Here is a 20,699-nt window from a genome sequence, read left to right on the forward strand (position 1 = left end):
TTAAGTGTCTGTTCTTTGGAATTTGGCAAAAAAACGAGGGGCTTCAAATTCGAAGCACGATGGAAGAGATGCTGTATTGGGTCAGGCTTTCGATAAAAAATGGATTTTGAATGTTGCCGTAAGAATTGGCTGACACAAGGGACAGGGCGAACACATGACCACCGGTTACCGCAACGATCCCTCCGAAGTGGGCGTCCGGTGCTTTTGGGACAACAGATCCGGATAGTAGGGAATAGGGAGAGATGAGCATATCATGGCAGTCGCGGGAGGTATCCTCGCTGATACAGCAAGGGCAAGCGTTGACATTCCGACCCGATTCGCAGGTTTCATCAGTGGCGTCAAGGGCGCACCTTGCCGTCAGCTCGATAGCGACATGGCCGTCTTCGCCGACGCACAAAACCGTCCCCCAGACGGGGGCTACCCCCTGAAGTACGCAAAGTGTTACTATGACTAAAAAATTAGTTCGTCGCAACGCAAGTCACCTTTGCTGACCCTCATCCATTAACTGCCACGCGGTTCCTCTACCAACCCCTATCCCCGCCTGTCAACCCAAAAGCCTATTCCGGCAAAGCCGGAAGCTGGGCAGCTGGGATGCTGGGATGCATGAAAGCCATCTTTCACCTCCGGTTCGGTTCAACTCTTGCTCGATTTTGGCGCCGCACGCGGCGCAGTCGAGATTTTGAATTCGAAATCGAATGGACGGTGCGGATTCCATGTTTCGGATACTCCCTGATCATTTTCTATCTCTTGTGAGGTCTGTGTACTCCACTTGCCGCCGGAGGATTGGCCTCTGCAGCGCCTCCGTCTGATCCACCCACACGTCCACGGTTGCCCCGGATTACTCCGCATGCAGCACCACGGAAAAACAGCTGAATAGCGCCCAGATGTCCTCCCCCTCGGTCAGATTAAGGTTTCGACTTTCTGTGGTAGAAATAACAGCGCATAATTTGGTCGCATCCGAAATTCGGACAACGCACTCCGTATTGATACGGCCGGTTGTGATCCTTTCCAAGACCCCTTTCATCTTATTATCTGAACTGCAAACGGGCGCCTTGCCCCCTTTTTGCAGAAAAACCCACGGCGCCTTGACCTCGGCCGTAATCAGACGGCCTTTTGTCAGGCCGAGACGTTCCACGCTTTCGTTTGTAATCACCGTGGTGATGGAATGGCCTTCGAGAGTCGTCAATTCCACACGCGCCTGTATGTCGTCCCTCAGGATGTTTTGAATTTTACCAAAGAAAGAGTTTCGCGCGCTGGTTTTTCGCACCGATTCTTTTTCCATGAAACGCTTTGCAACCTGCTGAATTTCTTCCTTCGAAAAGGATACGTAAGACGAAGTCAGATTGGGAGTCGAATGTCCCAACATCATCTGAACTGCCGGTAACGGCATGTTGCCCTGCATCAACTCCACGGCCCGCGCTTTGCGAATCATCTCAGGACCGCCCAAACGCTTGGGAAACCCACAGTCCTGAGTGCGTTCGTAAAATTTACGGCGCACAAAGCCGGGATCGACATGGAACATGTTTTGCTCAGCGCCTCTGGATAAAGGGTCTGCGAGTGCATCCTGAATCTCGCGGGAGAGTGTTTCCGAGACCTGAACCTCCCTTGAGCTCGAGTCCATGCCGGCAACATTGCCACGAAAAAAGATCGCCCGCCGGACAGGATCGATGTCCTCAAACGGGTTCAGCGCCAAGACTTCGCTCAACTTGGCACCCGTATATCGGATCAGCAGAAAAATGAATAAAATTCGGCGGCGGGACAGGCGCACATCGGCACGCGGCGAGCTTTCAGCCCATTCCCGGAAAGATTGCTCCAGCCGGTTGAGCTGAACCGTGTCCAGGCAGTTGCCATCCTCTGGAATCGAAACGATACGTCCGTGGTCCCTGCTTTCGGACAATGGCGTTGGTGAAACAGTACGCGTTGGATCAATTTTTGTATTTGAATTCATCGAATGGTACCATCGACTAACCCGGCTCTGCGATCAGGCCCTTTCGGCCCTTTATCAGAAACATGCACGAAAAAACGTGTATCATTAAAGAAGGTGATTAGCTGCCAAGCATCCCAGCATCCGGCTTTGCCGGTTTAGGCATTTTCTATTTGAGTAGTTATAGCATATCCCCTTCGTAAAGTAACTCGGCTTCTTTTTTCACGTTTAGTCTGCGTTTAAGCTATTTCTCTATTTCGACCGCAACAAATACAGCAGCTGAAAGAACCAAAACCATCGCAAGTTCATTTATGGTAAGCGGCACCGTCTTGAAAACCGGGTTCAGGAAAGGAATGTAGATCGTTGCAAATTGGAGAAGGACGGTTGCCATAACGCTCAGCATCAAAGGCTTATTGGTGAAAAAGCCCTGAGTAAAGATCGACTCCTTTTCAGAACGGATGGCAAGGACATGGCCCAACTGAAGAAGACAAAGCGTGGCAACCACCATCGTCTGCCAGTGCGCATCCCCCGTGTGAATCGCCCATGCCTGAAGCGACAGCACCACGCCCGCCATCAGAAGGCCCACCCACACCGCATGATATCCCAGCCCGCCGGAAAAGACACTTTCCTTTGAATGACGCGGCGGCCACTTCATAATATTTCGCTCCGCGGGTTCCATTGAAAGCGCCAGGGCCGGAAGACCGTCGGTCACCAGGTTTATCCAGAGAATGTGTATCGGCTGAAGGGGTATCGGAAGCCCCAGAAACGGCGCCACAGATGACGATCACGGCATAGGCAAGCTTTTTCCCGAATGCGGCCAGCCTTTTCTGAAGCGGCGTTTTTCCCTCTTCCGCCGCTTGCAACAGCGTCGCGATTTTCCCGAGTTCCGTCGTCATGCCGGTTGCCGTAACCAGGCCGATCCCCCGGCACAAGGTCTGAAGCCGGAATAACGGATTGCTCGCCGATGAACCCAGAAATGAGCGCCGCGGCGATAAGGATCATAATCAGAAAATCCGAAAATTGATCCAGGAGCATGCTTAAGGCGGTTTTCCCTTTTTTTTCGACCAGTTCGTTCGGTCCGAACCGCTGCAACCGCATTTCGGCTTCTTCCGGCGCAATCCCCGTCAGGGATGAATTGATTTCCGCCAGCGCTTGCGCCGTGCTCATCGTGTGCCGTGCCACTGCTCCATCTTCGCTCATGGACTCCTCGTTTATCGGCCCGCCGATTCAGGTCGGGGGCAACCGGTTCGGGTTCACCCAAATAAAAAGACCTTTGCCACGGATTACCCGGTGGCAAAGGTCTTGCTTGTTAGAATTCTCTAACCAGTGGTACCGGATTTTCAGGCCGTGTTGACGATAGCCACTGATTCAGCTACTCCCCTTTGTTGCGCGATGGTTCAAATCATTCATTCACTTGTCAAGATACAATCTTCGTTGGGAAAAAACCAAGCCGGCCCAGTCTTTTTCCGTTTCTTCCCACCGGCAGGACATGCACGCATCCTCATAACTGGTTTTGATATCCGCGCATTCATTCTGCTTTATCCCCGATAGCACGATGGCGCCACCGTCCCGCAAATAAGCCGTGATAACGGGTTTTAATCCATGAAGGGTGGGGGCACGCAGGTTTGCCGTCACCAGGGAAAATTGATGACCAGGTAAATCCGTCAGGGAATCAACCGGTTTTATCTTTCAGCACCGCCGCTATCGTCTCTCTGAGCTGAACCAGTGTATAGGGTTTTACGATCCTGGCATTAAAACCGTACCGGGAATATTCAAGAATGACAGGCGCATTGACATGCCCGCTGGAAACGATGGCCCGAACGCCGGGATCGATTTCCTTAAGTTGCTGAAGCGCTTTTTCAGCCCCTGCGCCGCCTTTGATGGTGAGATCCAGAATGACTGCATCGTAGGGCGCACCTTCTTCAATCGCTTTCCGGTACCATTGGCAAGTCTCTTTCCCATTCGTTACGATCGTGGGTTCATATCCAAGATGGGAAAGCATGTTGCCGGCAAGCGTTGCCAAAATAGCCTCGTCCTCCATTACCAGAATTCTTTTTTTCGCGCCCGAGTGTTCCGCCCGAGGCGCAGGCGGTGTCTCAAGGCACGCCTCTTTAGCCGGAAAACACATCGTCACCGTTGTCCCCGCGCCCCTTTCTGAAGAAATCACCACCTGCCCCCCATGGTTTTTCATGATAGAATAGGTGGTGGTCAGCCCGAGTCCCATCCCCTTGCGATTTCCCTTTTCCTTTGTGGAAAAATAAGGGTCGAACACGCGATGAATATCTTCCTCGGCAATCCCCCTTCCAAAATCCCTGACCGATACCCGAACGAACTTGCCCAAACTCAGGGAAAGCCTTTTGGCTTCTTCCAGGGAAGGCGGCTCCCAATTTTCAGCCTGAACTTCAATACGCCCCCCCTCTTTTGAAGCATCCATCGCATTGGCAAGCACGTGACGTAACGCATCCGTTATTTGTTCCGCATCAAACTCAACCGCCCAAAGCCCTTTGGAAACCTTCACGTCTTCTTGAAAGCTTGTACCGGCAAGTGTCAGCTTGACCGTATCCCGAAGCAGATTTTCAATGTTCCCGATTCGCTTCTGCGGTGTGCCGCCGGTGGCAAAAGTGATGAGTTTCATTGTTAAATCCTTGGCTTGCATACACGATTGTTCAGCCTGATTCAGCAGCGGCAACACGGAGCGAACCCAACCGGCCTCCTCTCGAACCAGCGAAATGCTGCCAAGAATAACCGTCAGCAGGTTGTTAAAATCATGGGCAATGCCACCTGCCATCACGCCGGCCGCTTCGAATTTCTTGGCGTTCAACAGGGCGTCCATTGACGCGGCACGCGCGGTATCATCCTGAATAATCGCAAGAATGTGCGGAACCGCCTGATCCGATGTGAGAACGGCGGTCGAAATACTCACAATCCGCCGCTCGCCGTCGGATCGAATGATTTCCACTTCATTCAGCCGACACTCCTCTCCCCGCAACATTCGCTTAATGGTATCTTTTTGAGGAAGCCCACCATCAGGCGCCCTTAAAATCATACGCCCCGGCCCGTGCCGGTTGATTTCCTCCATGCTATAACCGGTGATCTCGGTTATTCGGTCGTTCCAGACGGAAAAGTGCAAAAAAGGCTTATCCTTGATGCGCCGGCAAACACAAAAGCCTTCGGAAGCCCGCTCGACAATCGCTTTTCGAAAAGACGCCTCCTGCTCAAGCGCCCTTTCCATTTGCTCATGCTGAATCAACATCTCTTTTAACACATCCGCCTGCTGCCGAACCTGCTCATAGAGTTCCGCGTTATAGAGGCTGCTTCCGACATGCGCGGCAAGGGTCCTCAAGAAGGCGTCCTGCTCCGAGAAATCCCTTTTTTGACGGGATGCCAGAGCGATCACACCGATCGTCCGCATGCCGGCAAAAAGGGGCAATGCGGCGAAAGAGGTCAACCCTGCGTCCTTGCATTCAGTTAAGGTACATCGTTCATCCCGGTGAATATCAATCGAATAGAGCGGATTACCGGTTTCAGCCACGATCCCGCATAAACACTGCCCCACCTTTTTCTTAATGGGAGAATTGATTTCAACCGGATGAATGCCTTTTCCCGGATTCAGGCAGATAAGGCTGTCGCCCTGCTTAAGAAAACTGAGGACGACATCCGGGTTGATAAAGGATTGGATTTGTCGATGGGCGCAACCGATCACCTCGTCAACGGAAAGATAACGGGTGACCTCCTGAGCAAAACGGTTTAACGCCGCCAGTTGCGTCACCTGCTGTTGAAGCTTTTGATTTTCCAGTCCTTGCTTGGAAATGTGGTCCCTCAGCATTGCCACCTGCAAATCAGGCGATTGTTCTTTCGTCATTCGTCAGGGCCTCCTGCAATGCGCATACTCATCTCCAAGCCGCATGGTAACAACATATTGACAACGAAAACAACCACATCAACACAGAGGATTCCAAAAAGCGCTGAGGCCTTCAGCCCGGAAGCGGCTTTCAGGCTGGCATAGCCTGCTTTTTCGTGTATGTTGCTGATTATGGATCTAACATTCCCACCGGGCGCTTTCAAGAAATTCCACGCACTTGCAATCTTTTTTACACCTAACCCCATTAAATTTAAATTAAAATAAATTTGTTAAGCACCGCCAATCCGGTGGGGTTTTGCAGTCAACGCGCCCCCACGTTAAATAAAAACAATACCAAAAGGTTGATCAATTATAGCGCTTGTTATTAATATTCATTACAAGGCTCATGTTAAACGGCGCTCCTTATTTGTATCGCGGGAACAAGGGCCGTCGGCAGTTTAATCAAACACATCCGCCACAGTCAATGGCGCCGAAATAATGCAGGAGATACAGATGACTTTCCCCCATAACGAACTGGCCGGGTACCAGGGCTTTGAGCAAGGCCCGATTCGGCCGCCCAGCGAGGCGTACAGCCTTCTAATACGCGTCACCCGCAATTGCCCTTGGAACCGGTGCACCTTTTGCACGATCTATAAAACAACGCAATTTTCCCTGCGCCCCGTCGCCCATGTGATCGAGGATATTGATCGCGTTCACCGGTATCTCTCCGGTTTCTTTAAAAACGCCGATGCGTCTCAGCCCATAACCCGGGAACGGGCGGTAGCCGTCGCCGATGACATCATCCCTAAAGACACCATGGCCTTTCAAGCCGCATACCATTGGGCAAGCACCGGCATGCAATCCATTTTCCTGCAGGATGCCAACAGCCTGATTATAAAGCCGGAGGCGTTAATCCACATTTTGCGGCATCTGAAAAAACGCTTTCCGTGGGTGGAAAGGATCACTTCCTATGCGCGGTCCCGCACCATCGCCCGCATTCATGACGATGATCTTGGGGCCATGCGGGAAGCCGGGTTGAACCGAATCCACATCGGGCTGGAATCCGGTGCCGATGCCGTATTGAAAATGATATCCAAGGGCGTTGACCAGGCCACCCACATCAAGGCGGGCTTGAAGGTGAAAAAGGCAGGCATGGAATTATCCGAATACGTGATGCCGGGTCTCGGTGGAAAAGCCCTGTCCACCGAGCACGCCATGGAAACGGCATATACGTTGAACCAAATCAACCCGGACTTTATTCGGCTTCGCTCCCTCACGGTTCCCAACCAATCCTGTCTTTATCAGGTACTTGCGGCCGGCGACTTTCAAAAATGCACGGAAATCGAAACCGCCGGGGAAATTCTTCTGTTTCTCGAACATCTTAACGGTATTACCAGCACGGTGAAAAGCGATCATGTTCTAAATCTGTTCCAGGAAATAGAAGGCACCCTGCCCGGGGATAAACCGGCCATGACGGGCGTTATAAAGACCTTTCTGGCCTTGCCGCCCGCGGATCAGTGTATCTACATCGTGGGCAGGCGCATGGGCATCCTGTCCCAACTATCCGACATGCAGCGCCCTCACCGCTATCAAAAGGTTCAAGACACCTGTACGCGGCTCGGCATTACCGCTGAAAATGTGGATAGGTTCATCGATGAGATGACGAAACGGTTTGTATAAAAGGGGCATGATTGGAGGTAAACACCGGCGGATCACGGCGAACAATATCCGCGACATTCGGGTGGCGCTTGAACTTTTTATCTAAAAACTGCCGAACGCGGTGCCGATCCCAGCCCGAAGGATGCGAAAAGTTGCGATACAAGGACAGATCCCCGTCGTAAAAATCGCCGGTAAGCAACAAATCCGCCTCGGGCCCATAAGCGGGCAAATTGAAAACCGCCAGGTTCAGAAACGAGATGGCCCGGTGATGGACCACGGTAAAGGCGAGCGTTTTTTCAGCATCCGCCTCGGTTTCCCAAGGAGTTCCGAATAGCAGGTAAACATAGGTGGCGATGCCGGCCGCTTTCAGACAGTCCAGCGCCTTTGCGGCAAGGGTCAGATCGATCCCCTTGCCAAAGGCATTCAGCACGCGCTGGGATCCCGACTCAAGCCCAACCTGAAGCATCACACACCCAGACCGTTTTAACCTTCGGCAAAACTCCGGGTCCACCAGCGCCGCCGTAATTCTGACAAATCCGTACCAGGGAGCGATTCGCGGCGCGCCGGCAAGGGCTTTAAGCAGGGCCGGGCTTACGGCATTGTCCGTCAAATGAATGAGGGCGGGCCGATACCGATCGGCCAGAAAGGTCAATTGCGTCAGCACCAGCGCCGGCGGAATCGGCCGATAGGGATTTTTTTCCGCCCGTTCGGGGCAAAACGCACATTTTCGCCAGTAGCACCCCGAAGAGGCGCTATAGGGCATCACCCTTCCGGGAGAAAGATAGGCGTCCAGGGAAAATCCATCAAAACAAGGAAGGGGATACTCATCCGTAATGACTATCCCCAGGGCAGCCAGCAACGCCTGCTCGCCCGGACCGCACACGAGCGTGTCAATAATGCCGGAAAATGGGTTTTGCCATTCGGGCCGCTTCATCCAGGAGGTCACCAATCCGCCGCCCATCATAATCCGAACTTTCGAATCCAGCCGTTTTAACGCCCCGATCATGGCAAACGCGCACAAGGCCTGGGGTAAAAAATTAACTGAAATTCCGATCAGGTCAGGCCGTTTCGCCGTGATCAATTCACGCAACCGGTTTTCAAAATAAGGAAAAAAGCAGTTTTTCTCGGGCGATTCAAAGGCCGATAGGAGATGCCCGCTGTTCAATGGGGAAAGCGCGGCATCCTGATAATTGGATAAGGTGATTTCCACATCAGCGGTCTTTCCTTTTTGGGTGAGCACCCGGTTCAAATCCAAAACCGCCTGGCGATAACGGTCCAACCGGGTGTAGGTGCCCGGTTCCCGCAACGCATTCAAATTCCGTTGAATACCCGTGACGGCGCGACGGGTCCAGGTATCCATGGCCGGCGCTGGGGAGTTCAATAAGTACTCGAGCCCCTCGATGTTGGCATCCAGTATCTCACATTCAACCCCGTGCCACGCCAATGCGCCGGCCAGCCGGGCAATGCCCGGCGGCGGCTCGCAGGGCCGCACCACCGGCGGATGAATCAGAAGCACCCGGGACTGTGAATTCATGTATTATCCATTTATAATGCATGTGGATGGCAATGCTCGCCACCGGTCGATTTTCTCTTTTAAGCGCGGGAAATGCGTCCCCTTCCAATATACCCGGCCGCAATCGGCGCACTGAAAAAATTCCCGGTAATAGATCTTGGTCTTGGGCTCAAGCAAGTGCCACACGGCTTCTTTGGAGGTTTCATGAATCACGCCATTGCAGGCCAGGCACCGGGGAACAGCCCCAAATTGATTAAAAAGATCAAACCGGCGAAGCACCTCGACGACTTGCGCCTCGGGGTTCATGGCCCGTATCCAGTATCCATGCGTTACCATCTTGGCCTTTAGCAGTTGCACATCCCGGGTGAGCACAATCCGGTGCTCGGCGGCCGCAATTTGAACAATCCGGGAGTCTTCATAATCATTTCGATACAAAGCATCAAATCCGAGTAACCGCAGCATTCGGGCAAGCTTTCCCAAATGCACATCGAGAATAAAAGCCGCCGGTCTTGGCGGCGTGGGCCCAAGCCGAAAAATCGGCTTAATATCCAGGCTGTTAAATACGGAATAAACGGCAATCCGGTCGGAATTAGCGACATAATGCTTAAAATCAACGGATACCCCGTTGACCAGAATGACATCGATTTCCGTATGCGGCACCCCGATAGACTCGATCAGGTGTTTCACGGTGGGCCTTCCATCAAAATCACAGGAAAACTCACGGTTACGTCTTTTTTGCGGCAAAAAATCGTTTAACGCTTCATAAAATCGAAAAAAAGCCGTCTTCATCGCAGCCACGCCCTCTCACGGTAGGCACCCGGGGTGTGTCTCCCCTTCCACAATTGCCAATAGCGCAATACACACGGATTGGCTTCATATACGCGAATACGCATCCAAATCCAACCGCTTTCATGTTCCGTTGACTGATTCCGTCATTCTGGATGAAACCGGTAATCAACAAGCACTTAAAGGAAATGGTGAAAATGGAAGAGTTTAGTCCGCCAAAACCCGTGCCCCCTTTTCCATTTCCAATAAAAAAAGCCTCCCTTTCAGGAGGCTCCTTTATGATGAAAATTTTTCCCGGTTTCAATTTATTTAGATAATTCGGCTGCTTTTGGTTTATTTTAAATTCGGCACTCTACACCGGCAATGTCGTATTGTTGTGCTATGATAATGCCTTCCGAAATATCCATGGCAGATGTGTGGACATGAACATGGGCATCATATGAATTTAATTGAGCGTGCTGCATCCCTATTTTACCATCTGCGAAGACCTGCCCGCATATTGGCGTCTCAGTGCTATTTTGTCAATTTTACCGGTGGTGGTCAGCGCCATTTCTTCAATAAATTCTATTCTGTCCGGCAGCCACCAGTGGGCCACTTTTTCTTTCAAATGGTCGCGCAATTCCGTTTCCGTGCACATTTTTCCGGGTTTTAATGTGCAGAGCATCAACGGCCTTTCCTGCCATCGGGGATGTGGTATACTGATGACCGCCGCACGTTGGATGCTTGAATGCCCCAGGGCCGCGCTCTCAAGCATTTGCGTGCTGATCCATTCGCCCCCCGACTTGATGACATCTTTGCTTCTGTCTACTATTTCAACCCGGCCGTCCTGATGAATACAGGCAATGTCACCGGAACTCAACCAGTCAACCATCTCTTCTTTACCTTGCCCAAGGTAGCCGCCGGCCACGATGTTGCCCCTGACCTGCATTTCGCCGCAGGCAACGCCGTCATGGGGCAGTTTCTTCCCCTCTTCATCGACAATCCGATGCTGAACGAAAAAGGAGACGCATCCTTGCGTTCTTCTTCGCATGGTTTCTCGTTCCTGTGCCGGCAATTCATTGGCGCCCGGTGGTAAGGTGCCGTGGGTGCATCCGGGTGTTTCGGTCATCCCCCATTGCTGGCCAACTTTGATGCCGTGTTTATCAAAAAGGTCGAATAATGGGTCCGGCGCTCTTGTCCCCGAAATCAAAGCGGCTCTCAATGCCGTAAAGGTCTCCCCCGGCTTTAAGTTTGCAAAAATATCCATATACACCGTGGGTACTGCACCGACCAGGGTGACTTTTTCACTGTTAATCAGATCAATCAGTCCCCGAGGTGAAAAATCGCGGCCGGGCAAAACCAGCTTGTAACCATTCATGGGTGCCGTAAACGGCATCAGCCAGCCATTTGCGTGAAAAATGGGTGCTATCGGCATGATGACCGTTAATTCACCATTGATGAAACTATCGGCGGTGGCAATGGTCATATTCAACGAACTCAAGGTTGTGCTTCGATGGGAATAAACAACGCCTTTGGGCAATCCAGTCGTACCCGACGTAAAACAGATCGTCGCCGCCTGACGTTCGTCAAATTGCGGCCATTCGATGTCTTCCGGCGCATCTTTTACCAGTTCGGATTTGGATATGATATTGCTAAGCGTGGTCGGCGGCAGAGGCTCTTCTTCATCCAAAAAAACCCATCCCTTCAGATTCGGCAATTTATCCTCAAGTTGTTCAGCGAGCCGGATCGTGTCCGCATCCACAAAGATGAGGGCATTATCCACCTTGTTTGCCATATAGGCCAGATGCTCAATGGTCAGGCGCGGGTTCATGGTGTGCAGGGAGGCCCCGATCCCCATAACGCCGTAGTGCACCTCGATATGGTTAATTGTATTCCATGCCAGAGATCCCATTTTGCTGCCGACACCATACCCTTTCGCCATAAGCGCATTTGCCAGTTTGGCCGACTGTTTTCTCAAAGTTCGATAATTTCTTCTTTCGATCCGGTTGTTTAACCTGCGGCCGACCACCTCGGTATCTCCATGAAACTCGGCGGCGTGGTCGATCATTCGAGATAACAACAGGGGTAGATCCATCATTAGACCGTTCATTTTTTATCCTTTCTGCAAATCGTATCTTGGTTGGTGATGGTAAGTCAGCGTATAAGATGATCTCCAAAATATGTGGAATGAGAGATTTTTATTTATGTTCGCAAAATTTGAACCATGTATGCAAAATAAATATATCTATCTGTTTTTTTAATTATAAAGAATATTAATTGGGTGTCGCTTGAAGTCCATAAATGGGCACGATAAATGGACGCAACTGTTGATAACGCTACACTTACTGTTGATAAATCTACACTTTGGGCTTTGGTGCTGGAAAACAGGCTATGGATTGGCTTCATATATATCTCGGAGCTGCACCTTGCGAATTTTTATCATCGGGGAAATACCGTCGAACACATTGTCTATCTGATCGATCCCTGGGTATTTTTTTGCGCCATCAACAATGAGAATAATAATTTCTTTTTAAGGGACGAGCCCTTTGAGCTTTTTATCCTATGGAAACTGATTCAACGGGGGTACCCATCGGATCGCATTTTTTCCTACATTCAAATGATTGCAAAGGATGACTGGGAACACTTTACCCGATACAGCGAGCCCGGCTTATCCGAGTTAACCCTGAAAGCCATCAATCCCGTAAACAAGAAGAGGCCCGGAAACATTACTTGAGCCTGTATAAACCGGATCGCCTTGAGACGTACAGCCGGTTTTTGCATGTGATCAATGCGTTGGCCGGAGCGAACAACAGCCGTATCACGTATATCATGCTGCCGATTCTGATGGATGACTTTCCCGGCGCAAAACAGGTGGATGAGAAATTAAAGGCCGTTTCCCGGGAGGATCGGGTGGCGTATCATAATCTCGTGGCATCGGTTCGGGATATTCGCTATTTCTATGACCATATGCATTTTAACAAGATCGGGGTCGCTTATTTCACGAAAACCTACTTAAAGCCCATTCTCGAGGAAAAGCAGAACCCGGAAATCCGTTAGGCCGGACCCGAATCGCGTCCCCCTTGGTTATTTGATAGCCGTCCCCATAGGGAAACCGCCTTCCGCTTCAGCGCCGTTACCGGCATTGTTTATTTGAACAGCGTCTGACGGGCTCATGATCGTCAAGGCCTATCTAACGTTGTTGAACCCGCCGAATGTAGTGATACCCACAATATGATAGTTACGCCCGTGTCATGCCCATGCCATTAAATTGAACACCCTGAATAACTTCATTCTTCAATTGCTATTGATCCGTTCTCCTGATATCCTCCAACTTCACGAACACAGGATGACGAAATGGCTTCTCATGATATTCCACAAGCCCGTTGCCTGCGATGGGCATGGTTACCCATTCCTGTTTTTTTAGGTGTCATGTTCTTGCTGTTGGGATGGAATGTAACGAGCTCCTACGAATCGCCATACTTTCTTCTCGCACTCAATTTCATTTTTATCATGCTTGCGTCCCTGATAGCCGCTTATTTGGCAGCCCGGGCCTTCCTTGTCAACGGAGAGCTGAAACTGATGATGCTGGGGTGCGGGTTGCTGTTATGGGGTTTCGCCACAATTGTCGCTACCGTCTTTATTGAGTACGGTGCCAATGTGAGTGTGACGATCCACAACCTGGGTGTCATGTTATCGGCGGGTTGTCATATTACGGCCGCAATCATCAGTACCCGGTCGAATGGCACCACCAGAGAACCCGGCCTATGGCTTGTAGGGGCCTACACCTGCACCATGGGTATCATAGGCTTGGTGGCGATTGCGACCCTCGCCGGATGGACGCCGGTATTTTTTATTCAAAATTCGGGTGGAACCACCATACGACAGGTTGGATTAGGGAGCGCCATCGGCATGTTCATCACCACCGCATGGCTGATGGGAAAGCAATACCATAGATCGCCATCGGCTTTTTTGTATTGGTATGCAAATGGCTTGGCCTTGCTTGCGGTTGGATTATTGGGTGTAATGATGCAATCCGCCCAGGGGACCTTGTTGGGATGGACCGGTCGCACCGCCCAGATTCTCGGCGGGATTTATATTCTGATTGCAGTAATCACAGCTGTTCGGGATTCTCGTGTCTGGGGTTTCCCGTTGGAGACGGTTCTCCATGATACCCAGGCCAGGCTGGAAGAACAGATCGAACGGTATGAACTGGTGTTCGCCGGTGTCGGCGCCGCCATCTGGGACTGGGACGTTCTCAATAAACGCGTTGTATTTTCATCGCATTGGAAGTCAATGCGAGGCTTAACCGATGAAGACGTCAGTGACAGAGAGGAAGAATGGAGCAGTAATATTCATCCGGAGGATACAAGTCGAGTTTTCACCGCGTTGCAAGCTCATTTTAACGGTAAAACGCCTTCTTTTTCGGAAGAATACCGCATCCGCTGTAAAGATGGCTCTTGGAAGTGGGTCTTCGATTGCGGCCTGGCCAAACGCGATGCCGTCGGAGGTGTCGTGCGCATGGCAGGATCAGAAATGGATATCACCGAACGTAAGATCGCGGAGCTGAAACTCGTGCAGGAAAACCGTGAGATCGCACTGGTCAACCGCATCCTGCGTGTGTTCGCCGAGGCGAGCGGCGATGAGTTGTTCGATCAGGTATTGAAACTCGTGCAAGAGGGGCTATCCAGCCGGCACGGTGTGTTTGGATACATAACCGAGCCGGGCCACCTGACCTGCCCCAGTCTGACCAGGATGCTTGATGAGTGCGAGGTTGCCGGCAAGTGCATTCACTACCCGCCCGAGAAATGGAAGGGACTGTGGGCCCGTGCCCTGCGGGAGAAACGTCCATTTTATACCAACGAAGCGTCTTCGGTACCAGCCGGCCATCCACCCATTCGTAATAATCTGGCAGCCCCCATCATTTTTCATGGCGAAGTGATTGGGTTGTTGAACCTTGCCAATAAAGAGGGCGGCTATATCGAAGCCGACCGGGTGCTGCTGGATGCCATGGCCGGGCGGATTGCTCCGTTGCTCTATGCCTGGATTCAGAAGAAGCTGCGGGAGGAGGAGAGTGCAAAAACCAAAGAGGCACTGTGGCGAATGAATGAAACCCTGGAGCAGCGGGTGGCTGATCGCACCGCACTGGCCAATGCCAGGACAAAACAACTTCAATCCCTGGCGGTCGAGTTGATCGAGACCGAAGAGCGTGAACGGCGGCGGATTGCCCATTTGTTGCATGAAGATTTACAGCAAATATTAGCGGCCGCCCGTTTTCAGTTGCAGGCGCTTCGCCCAAACCTCGTCGCCGAACCCATCTTGGAGAATGTAACCCATCTTCTGGAGGAATCCATCACCAAAGCTCGTCGCCTGTCGCATGAATTAAGCCCGGCGGTTTTGTACCACTCCGGCCTGATAGACGCACTGAAATGGCTGGCCGAGCAAATGAAGAAACAGTTCGGACTGCGGGTCTATCTGGAAGCTGCCGCGGGACAGACCGTTGAAAGCATGCCCATCAAGATTTTCATGTTCCGCGCGATTCAAGAGCTATTATTCAATGTCGTAAAGCATGCCCATGTGAAGAGTGCCCGGATCGTCATATCCGGTTCTACAGACAACGTCATCGCTATCGTGAGCGACCAGGGGCGCGGGTTTGATTCCAATGTTTTGGAACCCTCCACACCAGTGGTAGGCTTGGGGCTGCTGAGCATTAAGGAACGAGCCAGTTATATCGGAGGCAGCCTGGTGATCGAAAGTGAGCCTGGTCGAGGCAGCCGTTTCATCTTGGCGCTTCCCCTGGGTGTTTCCAAAATCGATTCGATGTCTCCGTTCGATCTCAAAACCGAACCGCCGCCTGATACACCTGTCAAAGACCCGGAAATTGCCGGTGTGAAAGGGATCAGTGTCTTATTCGCCGATGATCACCTGGTAATTCGCCAGGGATTGATCCGGTTGATTACGGGGCGGCCGGGAATCATCTTGGCGGGTGAAGCGACAACAGGTTATGAAGCGGTTGATCTGGCCCGTCGTCTAAGACCGGATGTCGTCCTTATGGACATTTCTATGCCGGAGATGGACGGAATAGAAGCGACCCACAGAATCAAGGCCGAACTGCCCCAGATCCGCGTGATCGGATTATCCATGTACGAGGATGAACAGATCTCAAGGGCCATTCTTGAGGCGGGGGCCGAGGCCTTCTTGAACAAAGCCGCGTCCGCTTCCGATCTGCTCAAGGCGATCTATGCCAATACCGGCCATAACCTATCGGCAAAATCCGCATGAAGCCATTAAAAGTTATGGACGTGATCCCCCGCCATCAATGATGAACGGCCCTTCTGGTTAATATTCCTCTAAAATACTTTGTCAACCGGATTAAAATAATGGGTTCAACCCATTTACCCGGATTTGCAACTCAACGATAGTCATACTCTAAATTAGAAACTCGGGGTTATCAGGAGATTTTCATACAAAGGAGGCATTACCATGAAAAACGACGATCGCAAATTTACCACAACCGATGCCGGAATCCCCGTAGCCAGCGACGAGTACTCGCTCACCGTGGGGCCGGATGGCCCTATTCTGCTGCAGGACCACTACCTCATCGAGCAGATGGCCAACTTCAATCGGGAGCGGATTCCGGAACGACAGCCTCACGCGAAGGGGGCCGGGGCATTCGGACACTTCGAGGTGACCAGCGATGTCAGCGTCTACACGAAGGCCGCGGTGTTCCAGCCGGGTACGAAGACGGATACGTTGATCCGGTTCTCCACGGTCGCCGGCGAGCGCGGCAGTCCTGATACCTGGCGGGACCCGCGTGGCTTCGCGCTGAAGTTTTACACCACCGAGGGCAACTACGACATGGTGGGCAACAACACCCCGATTTTCTTCGTGCGTGACCCCATGAAGTTCCAGCACTTCATCCGTTCCCAGAAGCGCCGGGCGGACAACGGCCTGCGCGATCATGACATGCAGTGGGATTTTTGGACCCTGTCGCCCGAATCGGCTCACCAGGTTGCGTGGCTGATGGGAGACCGTGGAATTCCAAAGACATGGCGGCATATGAACGGCTACTCGAGCCACACTTACATGTGGGTCAATACAAAGGGCGAGCGCTTTTGGGTGAAGTACCACTTCAAGACCGATCAGGGTATCGACTTTCTTACTCAGGAGGAGGCTGACCGGATCGCCGGCATTGACGCCGACTACCACCGGCGCGACCTGTTCGAGGCGATTAAACGCGGGGATTACCCCAGCTGGACACTGCGGATGCAGATCATGCCCTTTAAAGAGGCCGAGACCTACCGGTTTAACCCCTTCGACCTGACCAAGGTCTGGCCGCATGGAGACTACCCGCTGCATGAGGTCGGCCGGCTGACCCTGGACCGAAACCCGACCGACTTCCACACCGAGATCGAGCAGGCGGCGTTCGAACCGAACAACCTCGTGCCGGGGATCGGTGTCAGCCCGGACAAGATGTTGCTCGCCCGCCTCTTTTCTTACGCCGACGCTCACCGTGCCCGCCTGGGCGTCAACTACAAGCAGATACCGGTTAACCGGCCCAAGGTACCGGTTCACAGTTACAGCAAGGACGGGGCGATGCGGGTCCAGAACGTCTCCGATCCCGTGTACGCGCCAAACTCGAAGGGCGGCCCGGCGGCTGATAGCAAGCGCTATCCGGAGGCAGCGGTTTGGAAGGCCGGCGGTGAGTTCATCCGCGCCGCGTATACCTTGCGAAAGGATGACGATAACTTCACACAGCCCGGCACCTTGGTGCGCGAGGTAATGGACGATGGACAGCGTGACCGGCTGGTGTCCAATGTTGTCGGACACCTCAAGAAAGGCGTGTCCGAGCCCGTTCTGAAGCGTGCGTTCGAATACTGGCGCCATATCGATAAGGAAATTGGTGACCGCATCGCCAAGGGCGTGAACGGCTAACCCTTCCGAAGCGCTTCGCCGGCCCGCCGGTGCGTCGAATGGCGGGCCGGACACCTGCAAACTTTCTTCGATCTTTCCGGTTGCCAAGCCATAAGGTCATGATCATCATTAAATATAGAGATGGTTGGAAGGTAAAAAAGGGGGGGGTACAATGGCCGCATTGCCTGAAATAAAATTTACTTCGAAAGGTCCCCGGGTAACCAGGATCGGCCTTGGCGGCGAAGGTGTTCTCAGAACTTACGGACGGGACGCAGAGGCCGGAGAGGTTATCCGGGAAGCTTTAAAGCAGGGCATCACTTACTTCGACACCGCACCGGCATATTCCGGCAGTCAAGCCTATCTGGGATCTATCTGGAGCGAGGAACCCGAAACCAGGGCCCGGGTATTCCACACGAGCAAATCAGCACAGCGCAACTTCGACGGAGCGATGCAGGATTTGGAGCAGACCCTCCGGATCTTGCACAGCAGCACACTGGACTTGTGGCAGATCCACGACGTTCGGACCTTGGCGGATGTCCGAAGGATCGAGGCCCCGGACGGGGCCCTCAACGCCTTTGTTCAGGCCAGGGAACAAGGAAGGGTGAAACATATCGGAGTCTCAGGGCATCATGATCCCGGTGTCCTGAAGATTTGCGTACAAAACTGGCCTCTGGATTCGGTGCTTTTGCCCGCCAATCCCGCGGAGGTTCATCTGGGAGGATTCTTGGACGATGTGGCCGGGCGGGCCCGTGAAAAAGACATGGCCGTTATCGGGATGAAGTGCCTGGGTGGCGGGCATTATGTTAAGCCGCAACGTGGCGCTACTGCGGAAAAACTCTTGAATTACGCGCTGCATTCCGGGGTGGATTTGATCATTGTGGGGTGCTCCTCACCCGAAGAAGTGAGGGCGTTGGTCGGTGCAGCCCAAGGAGAGCCTCTTGACGAGCGGGAGCGCTCCGAACTGGAAGGGCTTTTTCTCCCCGGTGTTCGGCAGTTTGCCTATTACCGCGGCAAATTTTGAAGAAAGAAGACAAATGATTAGCTTTGACAATACGTATTCTCGACTTCCGGAACTATTTTATGCCAGGGTGGCTCCGGCCAAGGCCCCGAAACCGGAACTTATAAAGTGGAATATCGAGTTGGCGCGACAACTGGGGGCTCCACTAGAATCGCTTACAGACAATGAACTGGGGGAAATATTTACGGGTCAAAAATTGTTGCCCGGTTCAGAACCCATCGCCCTTGCCTATGCCGGTCATCAGTTCGGTCATTTCGTCCCCCAGCTCGGGGATGGCCGGGCGCTGTTGCTGGGGGAAGTTCTGGATCCATCAGGACGGCGTTACGATATTCAACTCAAAGGCTCCGGTAGAACGCCCTTTTCACGCCTTGGAGACGGAAAAGCACCCCTCGGTCCCGTGCTGAGGGAATACCTCGTCAGCGAGGCTCTTCATACTCTGGGGCTGCCTACCACCCGCGCCCTGGCTGCGGCCAAAACAGGCGAACTGGTTTACCGGGACAAGGCTTTTCCGGGGGCCATGTTAACCAGAGTGGCTTCAAGTCATCTTCGTATCGGCACCTTTGAATATTTTGCTGCTCGCCAAGACATGGAAAATTTAGAGATTTTAACCCAATACGCCATCAAACGCCATTACCCCGAAATTCAAAACGATTCTGAGGCCTATCTTCAATTTTTCCGCAAGGTCGGCCATGCACAGGTTGAACTGGTAACCAGTTGGATGGCGGTGGGCTTTATTCACGGCGTAATGAACACGGATAACATGTCCATTGCAGGGGAGGCGATCGACTTCGGACCCTGTGCTTTCATGGATCAATTTCGTTTCAATCAGGTGTTCAGCTCCATCGATCAATTCGGCCGTTATTCTTATGCCAACCAGGCCCAAATCACCCTTTGGAACTTGTCCCGGCTTGCCAATTGCCTGATTCTCCTCTCCAATCATGGTTCAAAAGAGGAAATTGAGATGTATAAGAAGGAGCTGGATTTTTTCGGCAATCTTTTTGACCAACGGCTTACCTTCAAAATGAGAAAAAAACTGGGAATCTTCGACGATGAACAGCCGCAAGACCGGGATCTAATTCGTAAATGGCTTCTTTATCTTGAAGCACAGCAGCTTGATTATACGCTAAGTTTTCGAAATCTGGCCAACCTGTTAACGAATGATGCCGATTCCGATTTTTTTGAACAGACCGGGGAGTTCCAGGATTTTCAGCCGTTATGGCGAAAAAGGATTCAACTTCAGGATCTGGAACCCCGGCACATCCGGGAACAAATGAACCGGGTTAATCCGGTCTTTATCCCCAGAAACCACAAGATCGAGCAGGTGATTGAGTCGGCGTTGACGGGGGACTTCAGCCTTTTTCATGAGATGAACAAAGTGCTGAAGAAGCCTTATGCAGAGCAGAAACGGTTCAACAGCTATAAATCAGCCCCCGGACCGGAGCAAGTTGTCCATGCTACATTTTGTGGAACCTAGGAAAATGGAAACCCGGTAAATTCACCATTGCCCCGAATACGCTCATCCCCTTCCTAGAATGCGCGGGCTTTTTGCCATGATCTTAATTGTCCCCTGCTTGGTCAGTGCCCCCCTTCCCGAGCAAGGGGATAAACAGCGTCGTCTACCACCTACCAGAAAACCACACCCCGGTAGGCAAACCGCCCAAAAAATGAACCCGGAGCCCGCCGCACCGGACCGACTGGATATGAGGGTAATGCCCAAAAAAATCTTCATGCCACATTTATTCAATAATTGGATACTACAGACTTATCACAGGATTCAGGATGTGATTGATATTTGTGCTTTTTGAGTGGATATCTCAGGAATCATCAGGGTGAAAGCGCCGTTCGTTTCCACCCTGACCAATCTATCGTCAGCTATACAATTTATCTATCCATTTCATGGCTTCTACGCTACTTATTTTTCGTAATAATTCAGACAGTTTTCACCTTGATCTGATTTCTGCAATTATAGTAACCGCCGGGCCGAACCGTCTTGATCAGATGTTTTCAAATAGGGCGGCTATACGAGGTGCTCATTTTTTATTGAAACATCATGCCATTAAGATTAGAT

16 protein-coding genes are annotated in these 20,699 nt (G+C 52.0%); 7 read left to right on the forward strand and 9 right to left on the reverse strand.

Going from position 1 to position 20,699, the window contains the following annotated elements; genetic code table 11:
- Positions 1 to 43: 43 nt before the first annotated feature.
- The 6 genes from RBT11_17485 to RBT11_17510 all read right to left on the reverse strand — a co-directional run bounded on the left by RBT11_17485 (position 44) and on the right by RBT11_17510 (position 5,786).
- Positions 44 to 472, reverse strand: a complete 429-nt coding sequence (locus tag RBT11_17485; GenBank protein ID MDX9788574.1) for a hypothetical protein — start codon at positions 470 to 472, stop codon at positions 44 to 46.
- 366 nt (positions 473 to 838) lie between these two features.
- Positions 839 to 1,948: a TOBE domain-containing protein gene (locus RBT11_17490; GenBank protein MDX9788575.1), complete on the reverse strand. Its 1,110-nt coding sequence runs from the start codon at positions 1,946 to 1,948 to the stop codon at positions 839 to 841.
- 220 nt (positions 1,949 to 2,168) lie between these two features.
- Positions 2,169 to 2,636: a cation-translocating P-type ATPase C-terminal domain-containing protein gene (locus RBT11_17495; protein ID MDX9788576.1), complete on the reverse strand. Its 468-nt coding sequence runs from the start codon at positions 2,634 to 2,636 to the stop codon at positions 2,169 to 2,171.
- 5 nt (positions 2,637 to 2,641) lie between these two features.
- Positions 2,642 to 3,124 carry a cation-transporting P-type ATPase gene (locus RBT11_17500; protein ID MDX9788577.1) on the reverse strand — a complete coding sequence of 161 codons (483 nt, stop codon included), beginning with the start codon at positions 3,122 to 3,124 and terminating at the stop codon, positions 2,642 to 2,644.
- Between the two features lie 210 nt (positions 3,125 to 3,334).
- The gene (locus RBT11_17505; GenBank protein MDX9788578.1) at positions 3,335 to 3,610 is read right to left on the reverse strand and encodes a 50S ribosomal protein L11 methyltransferase; all 276 of its coding nucleotides are present in this window, start codon (positions 3,608 to 3,610) and stop codon (positions 3,335 to 3,337) included.
- On the reverse strand, positions 3,597 to 5,786 hold the full coding sequence (locus tag RBT11_17510) for an ATP-binding protein (protein MDX9788579.1): 2,190 nt from the start codon (positions 5,784 to 5,786) through the stop codon (positions 3,597 to 3,599). The genes RBT11_17505 and RBT11_17510 overlap by 14 nt, the downstream gene beginning before the upstream one ends.
- 492 nt (positions 5,787 to 6,278) lie before the next feature.
- On the opposite strand from RBT11_17510, the gene RBT11_17515 reads away from it, so the two are divergent.
- Positions 6,279 to 7,445: a radical SAM protein gene (locus RBT11_17515; GenBank protein ID MDX9788580.1), complete on the forward strand. Its 1,167-nt coding sequence runs from the start codon at positions 6,279 to 6,281 to the stop codon at positions 7,443 to 7,445.
- On the opposite strand, the gene RBT11_17520 is transcribed toward RBT11_17515, so the two are convergent.
- From RBT11_17520 to RBT11_17530, 3 genes are all read right to left on the reverse strand, one after another.
- Positions 7,414 to 8,958, reverse strand: a complete 1,545-nt coding sequence (locus RBT11_17520; protein ID MDX9788581.1) for a radical SAM protein — start codon at positions 8,956 to 8,958, stop codon at positions 7,414 to 7,416. The genes RBT11_17515 and RBT11_17520 overlap by 32 nt on opposite strands.
- A 3-nt stretch (positions 8,959 to 8,961) precedes the next feature.
- Positions 8,962 to 9,726, reverse strand: a complete 765-nt coding sequence (locus tag RBT11_17525) for a Mut7-C RNAse domain-containing protein (protein ID MDX9788582.1) — start codon at positions 9,724 to 9,726, stop codon at positions 8,962 to 8,964.
- 463 nt (positions 9,727 to 10,189) lie between these two features.
- On the reverse strand, positions 10,190 to 11,812 hold the full coding sequence (locus tag RBT11_17530; protein MDX9788583.1) for an AMP-binding protein: 1,623 nt from the start codon (positions 11,810 to 11,812) through the stop codon (positions 10,190 to 10,192).
- A gap of 204 nt (positions 11,813 to 12,016) precedes the next feature.
- Here RBT11_17530 and RBT11_17535 point away from each other — a divergent pair, with 204 nt between their 5' ends.
- The 6 genes from RBT11_17535 (at position 12,017) to RBT11_17560 (ending at position 20,105) form a co-directional block, all read left to right on the forward strand.
- Positions 12,017 to 12,436 carry a hypothetical protein gene (locus RBT11_17535; protein ID MDX9788584.1) on the forward strand — a complete coding sequence of 140 codons (420 nt, stop codon included), beginning with the start codon at positions 12,017 to 12,019 and terminating at the stop codon, positions 12,434 to 12,436.
- Positions 12,433 to 12,759 (forward strand): hypothetical protein, encoded by a 327-nt coding sequence (locus tag RBT11_17540; protein ID MDX9788585.1) that lies wholly within the window; start codon positions 12,433 to 12,435, stop codon positions 12,757 to 12,759. The genes RBT11_17535 and RBT11_17540 overlap by 4 nt, the downstream gene beginning before the upstream one ends.
- Before the next feature lie 297 nt (positions 12,760 to 13,056).
- Positions 13,057 to 15,981, forward strand: coding sequence for a response regulator (locus RBT11_17545; protein MDX9788586.1), 2,925 nt, complete (start codon positions 13,057 to 13,059; stop codon positions 15,979 to 15,981).
- A gap of 201 nt (positions 15,982 to 16,182) precedes the next feature.
- Complete coding sequence (locus tag RBT11_17550; GenBank protein ID MDX9788587.1) at positions 16,183 to 17,634, forward strand: catalase; 1,452 nt, start codon at positions 16,183 to 16,185, stop codon at positions 17,632 to 17,634.
- Between the two features lie 151 nt (positions 17,635 to 17,785).
- Positions 17,786 to 18,634 carry an aldo/keto reductase gene (locus RBT11_17555; GenBank protein MDX9788588.1) on the forward strand — a complete coding sequence of 283 codons (849 nt, stop codon included), beginning with the start codon at positions 17,786 to 17,788 and terminating at the stop codon, positions 18,632 to 18,634.
- A gap of 13 nt (positions 18,635 to 18,647) precedes the next feature.
- Positions 18,648 to 20,105 (forward strand): YdiU family protein, encoded by a 1,458-nt coding sequence (locus tag RBT11_17560; GenBank protein ID MDX9788589.1) that lies wholly within the window; start codon positions 18,648 to 18,650, stop codon positions 20,103 to 20,105.
- Positions 20,106 to 20,699 lie beyond the last annotated feature (594 nt).

It is taken from the genome of Desulfobacterales bacterium (genome assembly GCA_034003325.1).
In the GTDB taxonomy this organism is placed as follows: Bacteria; Desulfobacterota; Desulfobacteria; order Desulfobacterales; family JAFDDL01; genus JAVEYW01.